Origin of the sequence: Microbacterium phyllosphaerae (assembly GCF_050628115.1) — a bacterium.
In the GTDB taxonomy this organism is placed as follows: Bacteria; Actinomycetota; Actinomycetes; order Actinomycetales; family Microbacteriaceae; genus Microbacterium; species Microbacterium phyllosphaerae_A.
Genome location: NZ_CP192502.1, coordinates 485911 through 504349, shown reverse-complemented (window position 1 = coordinate 504349; position 18439 = coordinate 485911). Strand labels below are relative to the sequence as shown.

Below are 18439 nucleotides of genomic sequence, written 5' to 3'. Positions count from 1 at the left end.
GCACACCGAGGCCAGAAACTCCGGGGTCAGCGGCCGCCTGAGAAGCCGCCTCCGCCGCCACCGCCCGAGAAGCCGCCTCCGAACGACCCGCCGGAGCTCGACGAGCTGCTCGCGCTCGGGGCCGAGTAGTTCGCGGCCGCGTTCGACGAGGCCGCGAACGCGACCAGTTGCCCGCTCACGAACGGTGCGCTGGGATCGCCGATCCACGAGGCCCCGCGCTGTTCCGAGGTGTAGGCGCTTTCGAGCACCCGACCCCACTCGTCCTCCATGCCGAACAGCATCGCGTAGGGGAGCAGGCGCTCGTAGACGACGATCACGTTCGCGCTGCCGTCTTGACGGCGTTCGGCGCCCGAGTACGACTGAAGCATCTGCAGTCGGTCGGCTTCGGCCACTCGGACGAACTCCTTCACCCCCATGAGGTACTCGTACTCCCGGGCTCCGTCGGGAGTCAGGACCGTGTGCTTCGAGAAGCTGTAGAGCGAGGACAGCAGTACGAGGAACAGGCCGAATGCGATGGCCACGAACGCGGGCAACGCCGTGACCCTGCCCGCGATGATGCCCCACAGGCCGAGACCGAAGCCTGCGACCGCGACGGCGATCGCGCACCACTGCAGGATCATCGCACCGCGGCTGCGCGCCTTCGTCACCAGGCCTCGCGACACCGCCGTATCGGCGCCGCTCTTCACCAGTGCCGTCATGCGTGCGGCGAAGTCCTCGCTCGAGCGGGGGAGCTCGGCGACGCCATCGGCGTCGGCATCCGCGAACAGCGCATCGACCGCCTCGACGTCGAGCTGGTCGGGGATACGGCCTCCGGGGAGGCGTCGGAGGCGAGGCTCCTCGGCTTCGGTGCTCTCCTCGATGCGCAACGTGCCGCGCACTGCGAGGTGGACGATCTCGGCGGGGATCGCATCCTTCGCCGCGGGGACGATCGCTGCGGCGAGCAGCGGCGGCATCGAATCCGGAACGTCGTACTGGGCCACGATGATGCCGCTCGATGTGCGGCGGGATCGTCGGAAGGAGGACACGGCGAACCAGCCGCCGACCGAGAGCCCGAGTCCGCCGAGCGCGGCGATCGCGGGCACGGTGTCGGTCACGGGGTCGGGCTGGCGGGCCGCCGGCTGCGCGGCCGTGCCCGATTCGAAGCCGACTGCGAGGGTCACGCCCTCGCCCGGAGACAGCTCGTTCGCCTCGACGTGGAACTCCGAGCCGCCAGATGACGTGGTGAGTGGACATTCGCTCGTCGAGCCCGCGTACCCGGCGTAGCAGCGCGCGTCGCCGGTCATGCGCTCGGTCATCTCGTCGTCGAACACCACATCGGCACGGAACTCCTCGATGAGCTGCGTGCTGTCGAGGGGGAGGAGGTCCCAATAGAACTCATCGACGCCGGTGTCGGCCGCCAGGATGACGTCGCGCATCTCGTACTCGATCACGTAGGTCGTGAGCCCCTGCACATAGTCGTCGTCGCCCGTGAGGACATAGAGCAGACCGTCTTCTTCATCGGTCTCGTACGGCACTTCTGTGCCGGTCTCATCGGTCACCGAGAGCACCTGGAGCTCGAGCCAGGCATTCTCGTAGCTGGTCGGCAGCCCGCGCACGATGCCCTTGTTCTGGTCTGAGTCCGGGAATCTCGCCGTCAGCGACTCGGTCACGTGCATGCGCGAGCGGCCCTCGTCATCGAGACTCACCTCGAACCGTGCGTCCCACGATGCGTAGGAGAAGTCATCGACGTCGACGTCGGCATCGGCGCTCGCCGCGGTCGCGGAGCCGGCCGGCGCCGACAGGACCGTGGCGGCGAGACCGACCGTGACGAGAGCGGGGGCGAGTCTGATGGCTGCCATGCATCGAGGCTACCCAGACTCGACCGTGGGGCGAGGGACGCGACCTCGGTAAACTGGAGACGACTTTCAAGGAGCCCCCGAATGACTGACGCGTCTGCCGCGCCCGAGACGGCCACCGCCGCCACCGAAGAAGACGTCCACGAGCAGAAGGCCGTGCGTCTCGCCAAGCGCGAGCGCCTGGTCGCGAATCGGGCGGACGCCGCGGGCGGGGCCTTCCCCGTCAGCGTTCCGGTGACGCACCAGATCCCTGCTCTGCGCGCGGAGTACGACGATCTCGAGGCAGGCGCCGAGACCGGTGTCGTCGTCGGCGTCGCCGGCCGTGTCGTGTTCAGCCGCAACACCGGCAAGCTCTGCTTCGCCACGCTCCAGGCGGGAGACGGATCGCGTATCCAGGCGATGATCTCGCTCGCCAACGTCGGCGAGGAGTCCCTCGCCGACTGGAAGGAGTACGTCGACCTGGGCGATCACGTGTTCGTGCACGGCGAGGTCATCTCCAGCCGTCGTGGCGAGCTGTCGATCATGGCCGACGGATGGACGATCGCCTCCAAGGCGATCCTGCCCCTCCCGAACGCCTACTCGGAGCTCAGCGAGGAGGGCCGCGTCCGCAGCCGCTACCTCGACCTCATCGTCCGCGAACAGGCGCGCACCACCGTTCGCGCCCGCGCCGCGGTCAACGCCAGCCTGCGCGCGACGTTCGGCAGTCATGACTACCTCGAGGTCGAGACGCCGATGCTGCAGGTGCAGCACGGAGGAGCGTCGGCGCGTCCGTTCGTGACGCACTCCAACGCGTTCGACACCGAGCTGTACCTGCGCATCGCTCCGGAGCTCTACCTGAAGCGTGCGGTGGTCGGCGGTATCGAGCGCGTCTACGAGATCAACCGCAACTTCCGCAACGAGGGCGCCGACTCGACCCACAGCCCCGAGTTCGCGATGCTCGAGGCCTACCAGGCGTACGGCGACTACAACCAGATGGCTGCTCTCACGCAGGAGCTCGTGCAGCAGGCGGCGGTCGCGGTGTCCGGTTCGACCACCGTGACCTGGGCCGACGGCACCGAGTACGACCTCGGCGGCGAGTGGGACCGCATCTCGATGTACGAATCGCTGTCGGCGGCGTCCGGCCGGACGATCACCCCGAGCGATCGGGTCGAGGACCTCATCGCCTTCGCCGAGGCCAACGGTGTGGATCTGCCGGCCCAGGCGACGCATGGCAAGCTCGTCGAAGAGCTCTGGGAGCACTTCGTCAAGGGCGACCTCGTGCGCCCCACCTTCGTGATGGACTTCCCCGTCGACACGTCGCCCCTGGTGCGTGAGCACCGTTCGATCGCCGGCGTGGTCGAGAAGTGGGACCTGTACATCCGCGGCTTCGAGCTGGCGACCGGATACTCCGAGCTCGTAGACCCGGTCATCCAGCGCGAGCGGTTCGTCGAGCAGGCGAAGCTCGCTGCGCGTGGTGACGTCGAGGCGATGCCGGTCGATGAGGAGTTCCTGCGGGCTCTCGAGCACGGCATGCCGCCGTCCGGTGGCATGGGAATGGGCATCGATCGCCTGCTGATGGCGATCACCGGGCTCGGCATCCGCGAGACCATCCTGTTCCCACTCGTCAAGTAACCGGCGTCGCGCCGCGTCGGAACGCCCACTCCGGCAGCATCGCGGCACTGATCATCGTCTCGAGCAGCGCTGCGAGGCCGTATTCGGGATCGATCTCGCGCACGAGGTCGAGGTAGTGCGCGGCATGGCTCGCCCGGCCGAGCGCCCACGACAGCCACGCGGCTGCGGTGAGGGGGCCGAGCCGAGACGCGCGTGGTGCGCGGGCGGCAGCGGCGCGCACCAGGGTGAGAGCACCTCGGAGTCGTTCGGGGTCGGGCGTGGGGCCCCGGCCGAGGAAGACGTCGCCGAGGTCGTCGGGCACGGTCGACCTCGTGTCGGCGAACGCGAGCTGCGCCTCGAGCGTGCGTGCGCCGCCCAGGGCATCGGTGGCCCACTGCGTCAGCGCCACATCGCGGAAGAGCGGGCGATCGAGGCACCAGACCAGTGCCGCCGTCGCGAACGGCGGAAGGTCGTCGGGCGAGGCGAGCACCGCCTCGAAGAACGCAGGGAGGTCTTCGAGAAGAACGAGAGCCGCGAGTGCCTGCGGATTCCCGACACCTCGCGACTCTCCCCTGCTGCTCCGATCGAGCAGGTCGGTGATGTCGCACAGCGCTCTCGCCACTCGTTCCTTCGCGGCGAGATCGACGCTCGGGAGCGACGCTCCCGCAAGCTGGTCGCCTGACACGTCTCCGACGCCCGGCACGTCGGGCGAAGCGTGATCGACTGAACGGAGCCGGGGCTCGTCGTCGAGGTAGCTCGACCAGCCGTCGGACGTCACGCAGAGCGCGTCGACGATGCGGAGACCTGCGTCCTCCGCGCGCCCGAGCACTTCGTCGACCTCGACGGCGAACGGCAGGACGAGTCCGTCGCGCGTCGAGTGCACCTCGTCATCGGTGTATACGACCACGGCGACGGCATCCGTCCTGTCGACTCGAGACACGAGGCCGATCGCCGCGTCCGCGTAGTCCGCGAGGCCGACGTCGCCTCTCGGGAGGTCGAGCCGCATGGCTCCGCAGGTGCGTGAGCCGTCGAAGGGCAGCAGGACGAGGCTCTCGGTGGGGGTGAACCCTGCGAGGGACGGGACGATGCTGAGGAACTCAGCGGAGCCGGAGGCTCGGAGCACTGTTGTCATGCTGCGAGTGTGATCGCGCAGGCGGCATCGCGGGGCGAGTCCACAGCCGCGGCTGCCCTTGTCCTGCGGGCTCTCGAATGTGGAGGAGCAGTCGGTCGCGTACCATGGAGTCATGGAGAACTTCTGGCTCGCAGCCGCATGGTCGATCATCCCGACCATCGGAGTGAGCGTCGTGTTCTTCTTCGTTCTCCGGGGGATCCTGCGCTTCGATCGCACCGAGCGCAAGGTGCACGCGCGCATCGAGGCCGAGGAGCGCGCCGCGCGCGGTCTGCCCCCGCGCTCCTGAGCGACGTCCGAACCATCGGCTACTGTGTAGCCAGTGCACCTCTCAGGTGCCCACTGAGGCGCACCGTCGAAGTGCCGACCGGCCGAGAGGACGAGGGATGACGCCCGAGACCTGGGCCTGGTGGATCACGGCGTTCCTGCTCGCCCTCGATCTGGCGATCCGCATCTCGGCGATCATCATCATCCCGCGCAACCGGCGTCCCACCGCGGCGATGGCCTGGCTGCTCGCGGTGTTCTTCATCCCGTTCGTCGGCGTGTTCCTCTTCCTGCTGATCGGAAACCCGCGCCTGCCGCGTGCGCGCCGCCGTAAACAGGACCAGATCAACGAGTACATCGCAGAGACGAGCGAGCATCTGCACTTCGGCACCCTGCGCCCGAACGCTCCGAGCTGGTTCCCGCCGCTCGTCGAGATGAACCATCGGCTGGGTGCCCTGCCCATCTCCGGAGACAACGGAGCGCACCTGATCTCCGGATATCAGGACTCGCTCGATGCGATGGCCGACGAGATCCGCAAGGCCGAGGACTACGTCCACGTCGAGTTCTACATCCTGCAGTCCGACGCGTCGACCGACAACTTCTTCCGAGCCCTGGAAGAGGTCGCCGCACGCGGGGTGCACGTCCGGGTGCTCCTGGACCACTGGGCGAACCGGTGGAAGCCGAAGTACCGGCAGACGATCGCTCGACTGAACCGCATGGGCGCGAACTGGCATCTGATGCTCCCGGTGCAGCCGCTCAAGGGACGCATGCAGCGTCCCGATCTTCGCAACCACCGCAAGCTCCTCGTCGTCGACGGCAAGGTCGCGTTCCTCGGGTCGCAGAACGTCACGGACTCGACGTACAACCTCCCGAAGAACATCAAGCGCGGCCTGCACTGGGTCGACCTCATGGTGCGCATCGACGGCCCTGTCGTCCTGAGCGTCAACGCGATCTTCCTCAGCGACTGGTACAGCGAGACCGACGAGGTGCTGCAGGAGATCGACATCTCGCACGCCGAAGCGGGTTCGGGAGACCTCGACTGCCAGGTCGTACCGTCGGGACCGGGATTCGAGGTCGAGAACAACCTGCGTCTGTTCCTCGGGCTGCTCTACGCGGCCAAAGAGAAGATCATGATCGTCAGCCCCTACTTCGTCCCCGACGAGGCACTGCTGCTGGCCGTGACGGCGGCAGTCGACCGTGGCGTCGTGGTCGAGCTGTTCGTCTCGGAAGAGGGCGACCAGGCCATGGTCTACCACGCGCAGCGCAGCTACTACGAGGTGCTGCTGAAGGCCGGCGTCCGCATCTGGATGTACCGCAAGCCGTACATCCTGCACACCAAGAGCCTCACGATCGACGATCAGGTCGCCGTCATCGGATCGAGCAACATGGACATGCGCTCGTTCGGTCTCAACCTCGAGGTGTCGATGCTCGTGCGCGGCGAGGAGTTCGTCGCCGAGATGCGCGAGGTCGAAGACCACTACCGCTCACTCAGCCGGGAACTCACGCTGGAGGAGTGGATGCAGCAGCCGCTGCGCTCGACCGTTCTCGACAACCTCGCGCGACTCACGTCCGCACTCCAGTAGTCCCCCAGACGTGGGGTGCCCGCCGATCACGCTTGGCCGGTACCCTGTTGTGCATGGCCACCCCCACACGCCTCATCGCCGCTCTGTCCGCCCTCGCGGCAGTCATGCTGGTCGCCGGATGCACGTCGACTCCGGGCGCGGACGCGCCCACGAATGCGCCGTCGTCCTCGCCTTCGGCGGGGAGCGACGACGACTTCGACGACGTCGAGGGCGCACTGCTCGATGACGGTCGGATGTTCGCCGTCGTGACGTGGGGGTCCTCCACCTGCGTTCCGCAGGTCGACCAGGTGTCGGCTGAGGGCCAGACGGTATCGGTCGAACTGGTCGACGTCGACGCAGACGCCGTGTGCACGGCCGACATGGTGCAGCGCGCGAGCGTCGGGGCGCTGCCCGAGGGCGTGGACCCGACCAAGGAGATCACGCTGCAGGTGACGTACGGCGATGTGGCCGACGAGGTCGACCTCGACGGAGACCCGTCCTTCTCCGGCACGCCGGGATCGTCGACCGAGTACACGCCGAGCGCCGGATGGATCGGCGACGGCTCGCTCGTGCTGCTCACCTGGGGCTCCTCGAGCTGCGCCCCGGTGGTCGAGGGCGTGGAGGGCTCAGGTGCGACGGGAACAGCCACGTTCGTGACCGATGACACTCAGGTGTGCACCATGGACATGGCGCCTCGGGCGACGCTCATCGCCTTCGGCGATGACGCCGTGGATGACGACGCCTTCACCCTCACGCTGGTCGGTGGAGGGCTTGACGGCACGGTCGAGGTTCGCGGCTGATCCGACCTCTCCGCGGATCAGAGCCCGGAGACCGGGTGGTCCGCGGGGAGAGCCAGCAGCAGCGCCCCTGGATCCACCCGGCAGGTGATGCGCACTGCGGTGCCGAACTCGTCGCCGTCGAGTTCGATCGGCGTAGGCGAGCTCGCAGCCGCCTCGGCGACGCCTCCGCGGAAGTAGTGCACCGACGCATCCCGGCCTCGGCGTTCCAGCACGCGGCGACCTGCGCGTGAACGCCGGAGCACCGAGTTGTCCCACCAGATCTTGCGCCACACGCCGAGCCACCCCAGCATGCCCGTGGGCTGGATCACCGCGACATCGAGGATGGCGTCGGTGATGGAGGCGTCCGGGATGAGTGCGATGCCCGCGGGCAGGAGGCCGCAGTTGGCGAAGAGGATGCTGTGGACCTTGGTCGAGTGCAGGCGTCCGTCGTCGATCTGGAACACCGCGCGGAACGGCTCGGCCGTCACCAGAGACCTCGCGGCCCCGTCGACGTAGGCGATCCATCCGACCGATTTCTTGAGGTCCGGTCGCGTGTTCGCGATCATGTCGGCATCCAACCCGACTCCGGCGAGGACGACGTAGGCGTGCTCCTCGTGCTCGCCGTTCTCGCGAGTGAGCCGAGCCCACCCGATGTCGATCGCATGTCGGAAGTCGCCGAGCGCTGCGCGGATCATCTCGTCGGGGTTGCCGAGCGGGAGCCCGACATTGCGCGCGAGGAGATTCCCCGTGCCGCTCGGGAGGATTGCGAGCGGCACCCCGCTGTTCGCGATCGCCTCCGAGACCGCGCGCACCGTGCCGTCACCGCCGGCCACGAGAACGACGTCGACATCGCGGGCGAGCGCCTGAGCTGTCGCGTTCTGGCCCGGGTCCTCGATCGTGGTCGGATAGAAGGCGGGATGCTCCCAGCCGGCCTCGCGCGAGAGCGCCCGGACCCGTGCGCGCAGATGCTTCTCATCGACCTTGATCGGGTTGTACACGAGCGCCGCCTGTCGCCGGGCGGGGGCGCTCATCATCATGGCGCTACTCTAGCCCCGGCATCCGCCCCACCTGTTCGCGGAGGACTCGCCCGGCCCGCACCATAGACTTGGTGGATGATCGACCTCGCACTCCTCCGCGACAACCCGGAGATCGTCCGCCGCTCTCAGGCCGCCCGTGGCAACGACCAGGGCACCGTCGACATCGCACTCGAGGCCGATCGATCGCGCCGGGCGGCTCTCGCCGCCTTCGAAGAGCTGCGGGCGGAGCAGAACGCCTTCGGCAAGCAGGTCGCGAAGGCGCCCAAGGAGGAGAAGGCCGCGCTCGTCGCGCAGGTCAAGGATCTCTCAGAGCGGGTCAAGCAGGCGCAGCAGGCCGCGAACGAGGCCTCGGACGCGGCATCCGCTGCTCTCGCTCGCATCGAGAACGTCGTCGTCGACGGCGTGCCGGCCGGTGGCGAGGCCGACTTCGTCGAACTCCGCCGTGTGGGCGAGGTTCCCGCGTTCGACTTCGAGCCCCGTGACCACCTGGAGCTCGGCGAGCTCCTCGGTGCGATCGACATGGAACGCGGCGCGAAGGTCTCGGGTGCGCGCTTCTACTTCCTCCGCGGCATCGGCGCGCGTCTCGAGATCGCACTCATGAACCTCGCGCTGGACAAGGCCCTGCAGAACGGCTTCGTGCCCCTGATCACCCCCACTCTGGTGCGCCCCGAGATCATGCAGGGCACCGGGTTCCTCGGCGAGCACGCCGACGAGGTCTACCACCTCGACAAGGACGACGACCTGTACCTCGTCGGCACCAGCGAGGTCGCGCTCGCCGGGTACCACAAGGACGAGATCCTCGACCTCGGCAAGGGCGCGCTGCGCTACGCGGGCTGGTCGACCTGCTACCGGCGCGAGGCGGGCTCGCACGGCAAGGACACCCGCGGCATCATCCGCGTGCACCAGTTCAACAAGCTCGAGATGTTCGTCTACACGAACCCCGAGGATGCTGAGGCGGAGCACCTGCGCCTCGTCGCGCTGCAGGAGGAGATGCTGACCTCGCTCGGCCTCGCCTACCGGGTCATCGACGTCGCTGCGGGCGACCTCGGATCGAGCGCCGCGCGCAAGTACGACATCGAGGCGTGGGTTCCGACGCAGGGCGCCTTCCGCGAGCTGACGTCGACCTCGAACTGCACCACCTACCAGGCACGCCGTCTCGACATCCGTCACCGTCCGGAGGCTCAGGACGGTCAGACGGCGAAGACCCAGCCCGTCGCCACGCTCAACGGCACCCTCGCCACCACCCGTTGGATCGTGGCGCTGCTCGAGACGCATCAGCAGGCGGACGGCTCGGTGCGTGTGCCCGAGGTGCTGCGTCCCTACCTGGGCGGCCTCGAAGTGCTGGAGCCTCACGCGTGACGACCCCCTGGCTCGTCGGCCTCGACGTCGACGGAACGATCATCCTGCAGGACGAGACGATGAGCCCCGGCGTGCCAGAGGCCGTTGCGCGGTTGCGGGATGCCGGTCACGAAGTGACCATCGCGACCGGGCGCAGCTGGATGGCCACACGTCGCTATGTCGAACTTCTCGGTCTGACGGCGGACTTCGTCGTGTGCTCGAACGGGGCCGTCACGATGCGTCGCGTCGGCGACGAGTGGGAGCGATGGCACATCGAGGTCTTCGACCCCGCGCCTGTTCTCGCGCTGCTGCGAGAGCGGCTGCCTGAAGCGCGATACATGGTGGAGCTCGGGTCGGGCCAGCGGCTCTACACGGAGCACCTCGATGACTGGACGCTCGACGGCGGGCGCCAGGTCGGGTTCGAGGAACTCGTCGCCGAGCCGGTGTCGCGCGTCGTGGTCGTCTCTCCGGGGCACGACGAGGAGGACTTCCATCGGCTCGTCTCGGACGCCGGGCTCAACGAGGTCTCGTACGCGATCGGCTGGACGGCCTGGCTCGACATCGCGCCGCAGGGTGTCGACAAGGGCACCGCGCTGGAGCGCGTGCGCACCGAGCTCGGCTTCGAGCGCGGTCGCGTGCTCGTCGCGGGGGACGGTCGCAACGACATCGGGATGTTCGGCTGGGCGCTCGGTCTCGACGGGCGTGCCGTGGCGATGGGGCAGGCCCCCGATGAGGTCAAGGATGCCGCCGGTGAGGTGACCGCGAATGTCGAGGACGGCGGCCTGGCGGCAGCGCTGAACACGCTTCCAGCACCTGCCCAGGTCAGCGCGGGAGAATAGAACTCGGCTAGACTCACGGCTTGTCGGCAGATTCGTCTGTCGGGAGGGTTGTCCGAGCGGCCGATGGAGCTGGTCTTGAAAACCAGTGGGCAGAGATGTCTCGTGGGTTCGAATCCCACACCCTCCGCTTTACAGGGAACGGTGTATCCCCGCACCGCACGCTGAACCGAAAGGCCCCGAGTGAGTCCGAACACCCGACGCCGTCGTACCATCGCGCGACACGGTCAGCTGCGCACTCCAGGTCCCCTGAACCAGCTCTTGAAGTTCATCGCGATCGGCCTCGCCGTGGTGCTCGTCAGCGGTGCCAGTGTGGCGGCGTACGTGTTCTACGACCTCTCCACCACGGTGACCGCGAACGCGGTCGAGCTCGAGACCAAGACCGAGCTCCCGCCGGACATCGGCGAGTACAAGGAGGGGTTCAACCTCCTGCTCACCGGCGTCGACACGTGTGAAGAGGCGTACGCGGCCTACTTCGGCGAACGCTGCAGCGGCTCGGACGCCGAGGGCACCCTGAACGACGTGAACCTGCTCGTCCACGTCTCGCAGGAGCCGCGCCGGATCACCGTCGTCAGCTTCCCCCGCGACCTGTTGCTGTCGATCCCGGAGTGCGAGGATGCCGAGGGCGACGTCCACTCCGCGATGAGCAAGCAGCCTCTGAACGTCGCGTACACCGACGGCGGGCTCAACTGCGTCGCGAAGACCATCACCGAGCTCACGGGCCAGGAGATCCAGTTCGCGGCCTCCGTGACGTTCGGTGGCGTGATCGAGATCACGAACGCGATCGGAGGCGTCGACGTCTGCCTCGCGACCCCGATCAAGGACCGCTACACCGGACTCGACATGACTGCGGGAACGCACACCGTCCAGGGCCTCGAAGCTCTGCAGTTCCTGCGCACTCGCCATGGTGTCGGAGACGGCAGCGACCTCGGTCGCATCGGCAACCAGCAGCAGTACATGTCGAGCCTCGTGCGCAAGCTGATCAGCAGCGAGACCCTCGGAAACGTCCCGATGATGTTGAAGCTCGCGAACACCGGACTCAGCAATGTCGAGGCGAGCACCTCGCTCGCCGATCCGATGAAGATCGTGCAGATCGCCCTGGCCGTGAAGTCGGTGCCGTTCGAGGACATCGTCTTCCTGCAGTACCCGACGGGTACCGACTCGGCGAACCCGAACAAGGTCGTGGCGAACAAGTCGGCCGCCCAGGCCATGTGGGACGCGATCAACGCGAATGCCCAGCTGCAGGTCACGCATGAGAACACCGCGAACGACGGTGTCGTCGTGACCGATCCGGTCCCGGCGGCTCCCACGGACGCGGAGGCGGCGACGCCGGATGCTGCGGCGACACCCGACAACGTGGTGGCTCTGCCCGACTCGATCAAGGGCAACTCGGCCGCACAGCAGACCTGCTCGAACGGAAACGTGCGCTGATCCGCGGGATCGCTTGCTGAGAGCCGCCCCTCCCCGTGCCGGGAGAGGCGGCTTTCCCGTTCACACCTCGGGTGTCGGCTCCCGCCGCGCCTCGGCGGTCGGCGGGTACAGCACGTCCATCAGCGCCTCGATGATCCCGGGCATGTCCACGGACGGGTCGATCATCCATTGCAGCTGGAGTCCGTCGGAGACGGCCTGGATCACCCTGGCCATGCTGTCGGGGTCGAGCGTCGCGCGTCTCTCGGCGTCGTGTTCGAAGGCAGCGGAGATGCTCTCCCGCAGCCGTGCGCTGCGATCGAGGAAGTACCGGTGGGCGGGATGCTCGGGGTCGACGGCATCGACCGAGAGGCGCGAGAACAGCTCGACGACACCGGGGACCTCGGCGTTGCGGCGGATCACGTCGACGAAGGCGGCCTTGGCGTCGGCGGGATCCGAGGGCTGGGGCTCCTTGAGATCGTGCTCGTCGCGGGTGCGGAGCACTTCGGTGAACAGCTCCTCCTTGCTCCCGAAGTAGTGCAGGAGGGCCGCCGGGGTGACCCCGACGACCTCGGCGATCTGTTTGAGCGACGCGTTCTGGTAGCCCTTGCGCCCGATCACATCGAGCGCGCTCTCGAGGATCTCTCCGCGTCGTGCGACGCCCTTCGCGTATGAACCTCGTCGTGCCATTTCTCGAGAGTAATCCTGAACAACGTTTGAAATCCAATACCTACTCGCATATAGTTTTCGCAAGACACTGCTGTCGCCTGCGAAAGGAAGACCATGACCGAGCTCTCGGCATCCGACCTCACCCTCGAGGAGAAGGCTTCGCTCACGAGCGGCGCGGACTTCTGGACGACGAAGGCCATCGACCGCATCGGTCTTGCGTCGATCATGATGACCGACGGTCCGCACGGCCTCCGCAAGCAGTCGGGAGGCACGGACCACCTCGGCCTCTCCAGCAGTGTGCCCGCGACATGCTTCCCGCCTGCCGTCGGCATCGGCTCGTCGTTCGACCCCGAGATCATCGAGAGGGTCGGCGCGGCCATCGGCATCGAGGCCGCGATCGAGGACGTCGCCATCGTGCTCGGCCCCGGCATCAACATCAAGCGCTCGCCGCTGTGCGGACGCAACTTCGAGTACTTCTCCGAAGACCCCATCGTGTCGGGCGTCCTCGGCGCGGCATCCGTGCGCGGCGTGCAGTCGCAGGGGGTCGGCACCTCGCTCAAGCACTTCGCGGCCAACAACCAGGAGTTCGACCGCATGCGCGCGAGCTCCGATGTCGACCCGCGCCCGCTGCACGAGATCTACCTCCGCGGGTTCGAGCGCGTCGTCAAGGATGCACAGCCGTGGACCGTCATGTGCTCGTACAACCGCATCAACGGCGTCTACGCCTCGGAGGACCCGTGGCTGCTCACCCAGGTTCTGCGCGACGACTGGGGCTTCGACGGCCTCGTCGTCTCGGACTGGGGCGCGGTGAACGACCGGGTCGCCGGTGTCGCCGCAGGACTCGATCTCGAGATGCCGTCGTCGGGTGGGCGGACGGATGCTCAGCTCGTCGCCGCCGTGCGTGCAGGCGACCTCGCCGAGAGCGTGCTCGACACGGCGGCAGACCGAGCCATCGACCTGGTGCGCAAGGCCGGCGAGCGTCCTGCCGTGTCGGGGCCGCTGGATGTCGACGCCCACCATGCGCTCGCGAGGGAGGCCGCCGGTCGCTCGATCGTGCTGCTCAAGAACGACGGCGATGTGCTTCCGCTCGCAGCGGGACAGAAGATCGCGGTCATCGGAGCCTTCGCCACCGAACCGCGCTTCCAGGGCGCAGGCTCGTCGCTGATCAACCCGACCCGAGTCGACAAGGCGCTCGACGAGCTGCGCGCCGTCGGCGGCGGCCACGTCTCTTACGCAGCCGGTTACTCGGTCGCGGGCGGTGCCGTCGCGGCATCCGGTCGCTCCGATGACGACCTGCGCGCCGAGGCGGTGGCCGCCGCATCCACGGCCGACGTAGCCGTCGTGTTCCTCGGCCTTCCCGCGGCGGAGGAGTCGGAGGGCTTCGACCGCGAGCACATCGACCTCCCCGCCGACCAGCTCGCGGTGCTCGACGCCGTGATCGAGGCCAACCCCGCGACCGTGGTCGTGCTCTCGAACGGCGGCGTCGTGGCGCTGCCGTTCGCAGCCCGGGTCCCCGCGATCGTCGAGACCTGGCTGCTCGGTCAGGCAGGTGGCGGCGCCGTCGCCGACGTGCTGTACGGCGCGGTGAACCCGTCGGGCAAGCTCACCGAGACCATCCCGGTACGACTCGAGGACAACCCCTCGTTCGGCAACTTCCCCGGAGAGTTCGGTCACGTCCGCTACGGCGAGGGTGTGCTCGTCGGCTACCGCTGGTACGACGCGAAGGGTCTCGACGTCACGTTCCCATTCGGCCACGGGCTGTCTTACACGACGTTCTCGTACGGCGAGGCCTCCGTGTCGGTCAGGGCTGACGGTGACGTCGCCGTGACCGTCGACGTCATCAACACGGGCACGCGCGACGGCCGAGAGGCCGTGCAGGTGTATGTCTCTCCGGTCGCATCGTCGGTGCAGCGCGCGCCGCGTGAGCTGAAGGCGTTCTCGTCCGTGGCGCTCGCCGCGGGGGAGACCCGAACGGTCGAGCTCGTCGTCCGCCGCGAGGACCTGGCGTACTGGGACGTCCGTGTCGACCGCTTCATCGTCGAGAGCGGCCAGTACTCGGTCGAGGTCGCGGCGTCGAGCCGTGACATCCGCTCGTCGTCGACCGTCTCTGTCGAAGGCGACGTCGTCTCGCTGCCTCTGACCATGAACTCGTCGATCGGCGACGTGGTCGCCCACCCCGTCGCGGGGCCGATCGCGATGGCCGCACTCGGCGGACTGATGGACGGGCTCACCGGTGCCGACTCGTCTGCGGCGTCGATGATGCCGAACGACGAGGCGATGGAGAAGATGATGGCGTCGTTCCCGATCGGGCGCCTGATCGGCTTCCCCGGTGTCGACGTCACCTACGAGCAGATCGAGCAGCTTCTCGCCGCCGCGAATGCGGGAGCCCTGCCGCAGAGCTGACCCGCCCCCGAATGCCGAAACGCCCTCTCCGTCCTGTGGCGGCGAGGGCGTTTCGTATCGGATGCGATCCGTGTGCCGCGGTCAGGCCGGCAGCACGAGCACCCCGTTGCGGCGGTGCGGCAGCCGCATGAGCGCCTCGTCGCGGAGCGCCTCGGGGAGCAGAGTCTCGGGCGCGTCCTGGAACGCCAGCGGACGCAGGAACCGACGGATCGCGGACGCGCCGACCGAGGTGTGCAGCGAGGTCGTCGCCGGCCACGGGCCGCCGTGCTGCTGCGACCAGGTCACCGCGACACCGGTCGGCCAGCCCGCGAACAGCACTCGCCCTGCACGCTCCTGCAGGAGTTCCAGAGTTGCGGCAGGGTCTTCGCCGGGCTCGGCGTGCAGGGTCGCGGTCAGACTCCCCGGCACAGTGGCGAGCGCCGCGTGCAGGTCGGCCTCGGAGTCGTAGCGGACGATGAGCGTGACCGGCCCGAAGCATTCCTCGAGCAGCGTCTCGGGCCGCGCTGCGACCGCACGCGCATCGGTGAGCAGGGCGACCGGGCGCACACCGTCGACCTCGACGCCTTCGGCGAGGATCGACACCGAAGGATCGCCCTCGAGGTGGGCGAGTCCGGCGGGGAACGCTTCGGTGATGCGATCGGTCAGCAGCGGGCCGCCCGAGGTCGCGGGCACGGCGGCCACGACGGCGTCTTCGAAGCCCGTGCCTGCGGGAACGAAGACCACCCCCGGCTTGGTGCAGAACTGGCCGACGCCGAGGGTGAACGATCCGACCAGGCCCTGAGCCAGGGCCTCACCGCGTGCGGCGACCGCGGCTTCGGTGATGACGACAGGGTTGATGCTGCCGAGTTCGCCGTAGAACGGAATGGGGTCGGGGCGCCCGGAGGCGAGGTCGAACAGTGCGCGTCCGCCCGACACCGAACCCGTGAAGCCGGCGGCGCGGACGAGCGGATGCTGCACGAGCGCGTTGCCCGCTTCGCGACCCTCCACGAGCGCGAGCGATCCGGTGGGCGCTCCCGCGGCCTCCAGCGCTGCGGAGACGAGTTCGGCGGTGCGCGCCGACAGCCGAGGGTGGCCCGAATGCGCCTTCACGACGACGGGGTTTCCGGCGGCGAGGGCCGAGGCCGTGTCACCACCGGCGACCGAGAACGCGAAGGGGAAGTTCGACGCCGAGAAGACGGCGACGGGTCCGAGAGCGGTGAGCAGGCGGCGCAGCTCCGGTCGCGGCGGGGTGGCGCCGGCATCCGCGTCATCGACCGTGAGTTCGAGGTACGAGCCCTCCTCGACGACCGTCGCGAAGAGCCGCAGCTGACCGCTCGTGCGGGCGACCTCGCCGGTCAGGCGGGTCGCGCCCAGGCGGGTCTCCTCATCGGCGATCGCGACGAGCTCGGCGACGTTCGCGTCGAGCACATCGGCCGCAGCGCGCAGCCAGGCTGCTCGCTCCGTGGCCGACGAGCGACGCCAGATCGGGGCAGCGGCGGCTGCGGCGCGGACGATCGCATTGAGATCTTCGGGGGACGTGGTCACGAGGGGTCCTTTCCTGCGATGAACGCGGGGATGTCGAGCAGAGGGTCATCGGCACGAGCCGTGGCGTCATCGAGCGCCGGTGCGTCGAGCAGAGGGGAGAAGCGGATGCCGAGGCCGTCGTGTGCGTTCTCGGTGAGCCAGCCGCGGGCGATCGTCACCGGTGAGGGTTCGACCAGAGCGCCCAGCGCGCCGAATCCGGCGTCTTCGACGTCTTCGACGAGCACCTCGGCGGCGGTGTCTGGCAGCGTCAGAGCGAGCTGTCCCGAGAGCTCGGGCAGCAGATGCGGGTGCAGGGCCGCGCCGTGAGACGCCGCCAGCTCGGCGATGCGGAGGAACGGGGTGATGCCACCGACCCGCACGATGTTGGGCTGCACGATCTGCGCTGCTCCGGCGCGCAGGAAGTCGCCGAAGCGGTGCACGGTGTGCAGGTTCTCGCCGAGCGCGATCGGCACCTCGATGCGCTGCGCGAGTTCCGTGTGGCCGTCGAGGTCATCGGCCCGCAACGGTTCCTCGATCCAGGCGAGATCGAACCGCGACAGCGCTTCGACCGACGTGGTCGCCCGCGCGAGATCCCACCGCTGGTTCGCGTCGATCATCAGAGACCGATCCGGTCCCAGCAGCTCGCGGACGGCGGCGACACGATCGAGGTCTTCGGCGAGATCGGGCTTGCCGACCTTGATCTTGACGGCGGTGAACCCCGAATCGATCCACCGCTGCACCTGCGCGAGCAGTTCCTCGAGCGGATAGTGCAGGTTCACACCCGAGCCGTACGCGCGCACGCGTTCGCGGTGTCGGCCGAGCAGCCCGGACACCGTGCCGCCTGCCGACCGCGCCTCGGCATCCCACAGTGCGAGATCGAGCCCTGCCAGCGCGATCGTCGTGACGCCTCCGCCTCCGGCTTCGTGCAGGTGCTCCCACAGGCCCTGCCAGCTTTCGCCGGGGTTGGCTGAGCGTCCGACCGCGGCTGGTGCGATGTCGTGTTCGAGCAGAGCCTTCACCGCGGGCGCGCCGATCTGCGGACTCCACGAGAAGCCCCATCCCTCCGCTCCGTCGGAGCGCACGACATGCGTCGCGATGACGCCGACCGAGGTGACATCGGCAGCCCACGGGCGCGTCAGCGGCACCTGCTGCAGACGCGTCGTCAGACTCCGGATCGCGGTCACAGCAGCGCGCGCCCTGCGGCGAGGATTTCAGCGAGGCGCGCCTCCTGGTCGGGCGTCGGGTCGACGAGCGGTGCGCGTACCGACCCGACCGCGAGTCCCGAGAGCCGCAGCCCCGCCTTGATCAGAGAGACGCCGAATCCGGGGGTCTCATCTCGCAGCTCGACGAGCGGTCGATAGAAGCCGTCGAGCAGTGCGAGGCGCCGTTCCTCATCTCCGTCGGCGTAGGCGCGGTAATAGGCGTTCGCGATGTCGGGCGCCATCGCGAATGCGGCCGACGAGTACAGGGGAACGCCGATGCCGCGATACGCGCCCTGTGTGAGCTCGGCCGTGAGCAGCCCGTTGAAGAAGGCGAAGTCCGAGCGGCCCTCCTCGGCGACGGCGCGGACGATCAGCTGCGTCGCGCCGATGTCGCCGGTGCCGTCCTTGAAGCCCACGACCTTCGGGTTCGCGACGAGTCGGCGCACGGTATCGACCGAGTACTGGGCGCTCCCGCGGTGGTAGACGATCACAGGCAGGCTCGCTGCCTCGACGATCTGCTCGACGTAGGCCGCGAGTCCCGCCTGGGTGCCGCCGACGAGATAGGGCGGAAGGATGAGAAGCCCGTCGGCGCCGGCATCCGCTGCGGCCTTCGCCACCTCGATCGCGTGCCCGAGCGGGCCGCCGGCACCGGCGATCACCGGCACTCGGCCGGCCACAGCGGACACGGTCGTGCGGGTGACTGCTGCCGCCTCGCTCGTCGACAGGGCGTGGAACTCGCCCGTTCCACACGCGGGGAACACCCCGCCGGCTCCGGCCTCGACGCCGGTCGCGACATGGGTGGCGAGCAGCTCGTGGTCGATCGTGCCGTCAGCGGTGAACGGGGTCACCGGGAAGAAGAGGATTCCATCGAAGTCCATGTCGAGC

At 68.6% G+C, this 18439-nt stretch carries 15 protein-coding genes and 1 tRNA gene; 9 read left to right on the top strand and 7 right to left on the bottom strand.

Going from position 1 to position 18439, the window contains the following annotated elements:
* Nucleotides 1-26: 26 nt before the first annotated feature.
* Nucleotides 27-1838, bottom strand: coding sequence for a DUF2207 family protein (locus ACQ4LY_RS02220; protein ID WP_431074368.1), 1812 nt, complete (start codon nucleotides 1836-1838; stop codon nucleotides 27-29).
* Between the two features lie 81 nt (nucleotides 1839-1919).
* Between ACQ4LY_RS02220 and lysS the strand changes: the two genes are divergently transcribed.
* On the top strand, nucleotides 1920-3446 hold the full coding sequence (gene lysS / locus ACQ4LY_RS02215; protein WP_431074367.1) for a lysine--tRNA ligase: 1527 nt from the start codon (nucleotides 1920-1922) through the stop codon (nucleotides 3444-3446).
* On the opposite strand, the gene ACQ4LY_RS02210 is transcribed toward lysS, so the two are convergent.
* Complete coding sequence (locus ACQ4LY_RS02210) at nucleotides 3439-4557, bottom strand: DUF4192 family protein (RefSeq protein ID WP_431074366.1); 1119 nt, start codon at nucleotides 4555-4557, stop codon at nucleotides 3439-3441. The two genes, lysS and ACQ4LY_RS02210, sit on opposite strands and share 8 nt — an antisense overlap.
* A gap of 112 nt (nucleotides 4558-4669) precedes the next feature.
* Here ACQ4LY_RS02210 and ACQ4LY_RS02205 point away from each other — a divergent pair, with 112 nt between their 5' ends.
* From ACQ4LY_RS02205 to ACQ4LY_RS02195, 3 genes are all read left to right on the top strand, one after another.
* The gene (locus ACQ4LY_RS02205; RefSeq protein ID WP_164481682.1) at nucleotides 4670-4843 is read left to right on the top strand and encodes a hypothetical protein; all 174 of its coding nucleotides are present in this window, start codon (nucleotides 4670-4672) and stop codon (nucleotides 4841-4843) included.
* Between the two features lie 97 nt (nucleotides 4844-4940).
* Nucleotides 4941-6401, top strand: coding sequence for a cardiolipin synthase (cls, locus tag ACQ4LY_RS02200; protein WP_431074365.1), 1461 nt, complete (start codon nucleotides 4941-4943; stop codon nucleotides 6399-6401).
* A gap of 53 nt (nucleotides 6402-6454) precedes the next feature.
* Nucleotides 6455-7180, top strand: a complete 726-nt coding sequence (locus tag ACQ4LY_RS02195) for a hypothetical protein (RefSeq protein ID WP_431074364.1) — start codon at nucleotides 6455-6457, stop codon at nucleotides 7178-7180.
* A gap of 17 nt (nucleotides 7181-7197) precedes the next feature.
* Here the strand turns inward: ACQ4LY_RS02195 and ACQ4LY_RS02190 are convergent, their stop codons facing one another.
* Complete coding sequence (locus ACQ4LY_RS02190; RefSeq protein WP_431074363.1) at nucleotides 7198-8196, bottom strand: diacylglycerol/lipid kinase family protein; 999 nt, start codon at nucleotides 8194-8196, stop codon at nucleotides 7198-7200.
* A 75-nt stretch (nucleotides 8197-8271) separates the two neighbouring features.
* Here ACQ4LY_RS02190 and serS point away from each other — a divergent pair, with 75 nt between their 5' ends.
* The 4 genes from serS (at nucleotide 8272) to ACQ4LY_RS02170 (ending at nucleotide 11801) form a co-directional block, all read left to right on the top strand.
* Nucleotides 8272-9555 (top strand): serine--tRNA ligase, encoded by a 1284-nt coding sequence (serS, locus tag ACQ4LY_RS02185; RefSeq protein WP_431074362.1) that lies wholly within the window; start codon nucleotides 8272-8274, stop codon nucleotides 9553-9555.
* Complete coding sequence (locus ACQ4LY_RS02180; RefSeq protein WP_431074361.1) at nucleotides 9552-10373, top strand: HAD family hydrolase; 822 nt, start codon at nucleotides 9552-9554, stop codon at nucleotides 10371-10373. The genes serS and ACQ4LY_RS02180 overlap by 4 nt, the downstream gene beginning before the upstream one ends.
* 42 nt (nucleotides 10374-10415) lie before the next feature.
* Nucleotides 10416-10500, top strand: a tRNA-Ser gene (locus tag ACQ4LY_RS02175).
* Nucleotides 10501-10553: 53 nt separating this feature from the next.
* Complete coding sequence (locus ACQ4LY_RS02170; protein ID WP_431074360.1) at nucleotides 10554-11801, top strand: LCP family protein; 1248 nt, start codon at nucleotides 10554-10556, stop codon at nucleotides 11799-11801.
* A 60-nt stretch (nucleotides 11802-11861) separates the two neighbouring features.
* On the opposite strand, the gene ACQ4LY_RS02165 is transcribed toward ACQ4LY_RS02170, so the two are convergent.
* Nucleotides 11862-12467 (bottom strand): TetR/AcrR family transcriptional regulator, encoded by a 606-nt coding sequence (locus tag ACQ4LY_RS02165; RefSeq protein WP_431074359.1) that lies wholly within the window; start codon nucleotides 12465-12467, stop codon nucleotides 11862-11864.
* A gap of 93 nt (nucleotides 12468-12560) precedes the next feature.
* Between ACQ4LY_RS02165 and ACQ4LY_RS02160 the strand changes: the two genes are divergently transcribed.
* A complete protein-coding gene (locus ACQ4LY_RS02160; protein ID WP_431074358.1) occupies nucleotides 12561-14849 on the top strand; it encodes a glycoside hydrolase family 3 C-terminal domain-containing protein in 2289 nt (762 codons plus the stop codon).
* An 81-nt stretch (nucleotides 14850-14930) separates the two neighbouring features.
* On the opposite strand, the gene ACQ4LY_RS02155 is transcribed toward ACQ4LY_RS02160, so the two are convergent.
* Genes ACQ4LY_RS02155 through ACQ4LY_RS02145 form a run of 3 tightly spaced genes read right to left on the bottom strand, consistent with a single transcriptional unit; the run spans nucleotide 14931 to nucleotide 18432 of the window.
* Nucleotides 14931-16373 carry an aldehyde dehydrogenase (NADP(+)) gene (locus tag ACQ4LY_RS02155; RefSeq protein WP_431074357.1) on the bottom strand — a complete coding sequence of 481 codons (1443 nt, stop codon included), beginning with the start codon at nucleotides 16371-16373 and terminating at the stop codon, nucleotides 14931-14933.
* Nucleotides 16370-17536 carry a mandelate racemase/muconate lactonizing enzyme family protein gene (locus ACQ4LY_RS02150; protein WP_431074356.1) on the bottom strand — a complete coding sequence of 389 codons (1167 nt, stop codon included), beginning with the start codon at nucleotides 17534-17536 and terminating at the stop codon, nucleotides 16370-16372. The genes ACQ4LY_RS02155 and ACQ4LY_RS02150 overlap by 4 nt, the downstream gene beginning before the upstream one ends.
* A complete protein-coding gene (locus ACQ4LY_RS02145; protein ID WP_431074355.1) occupies nucleotides 17533-18432 on the bottom strand; it encodes a 5-dehydro-4-deoxyglucarate dehydratase in 900 nt (299 codons plus the stop codon). The genes ACQ4LY_RS02150 and ACQ4LY_RS02145 overlap by 4 nt, the downstream gene beginning before the upstream one ends.
* Nucleotides 18433-18439 lie beyond the last annotated feature (7 nt).

Bases quoted from the DNA above. Each gene is read 5' to 3' on its own strand.
- lysS (WP_431074367.1), top strand. From the start codon at position 1,920: ATGACTGACGCGTCTGCCGCGCCCGAGACGGCCACCGCCGCCACCGAA.
- ACQ4LY_RS02195 (WP_431074364.1), top strand. From the start codon at position 6,455: ATGGCCACCCCCACACGCCTCATCGCCGCTCTGTCCGCCCTCGCGGCA.
- ACQ4LY_RS02160 (WP_431074358.1), top strand. From the start codon at position 12,561: ATGACCGAGCTCTCGGCATCCGACCTCACCCTCGAGGAGAAGGCTTCG.
- ACQ4LY_RS02190 (WP_431074363.1), bottom strand. From the start codon at position 8,196: ATGATGATGAGCGCCCCCGCCCGGCGACAGGCGGCGCTCGTGTACAAC.
- ACQ4LY_RS02220 (WP_431074368.1), bottom strand. From the start codon at position 1,838: ATGGCAGCCATCAGACTCGCCCCCGCTCTCGTCACGGTCGGTCTCGCC.
- serS (WP_431074362.1), top strand. From the start codon at position 8,272: ATGATCGACCTCGCACTCCTCCGCGACAACCCGGAGATCGTCCGCCGC.
- ACQ4LY_RS02145 (WP_431074355.1), bottom strand. From the start codon at position 18,432: ATGGACTTCGATGGAATCCTCTTCTTCCCGGTGACCCCGTTCACCGCT.
- ACQ4LY_RS02210 (WP_431074366.1), bottom strand. From the start codon at position 4,557: ATGACAACAGTGCTCCGAGCCTCCGGCTCCGCTGAGTTCCTCAGCATC.
- ACQ4LY_RS02165 (WP_431074359.1), bottom strand. From the start codon at position 12,467: ATGGCACGACGAGGTTCATACGCGAAGGGCGTCGCACGACGCGGAGAG.
- ACQ4LY_RS02205 (WP_164481682.1), top strand. From the start codon at position 4,670: ATGGAGAACTTCTGGCTCGCAGCCGCATGGTCGATCATCCCGACCATC.
- cls (WP_431074365.1), top strand. From the start codon at position 4,941: ATGACGCCCGAGACCTGGGCCTGGTGGATCACGGCGTTCCTGCTCGCC.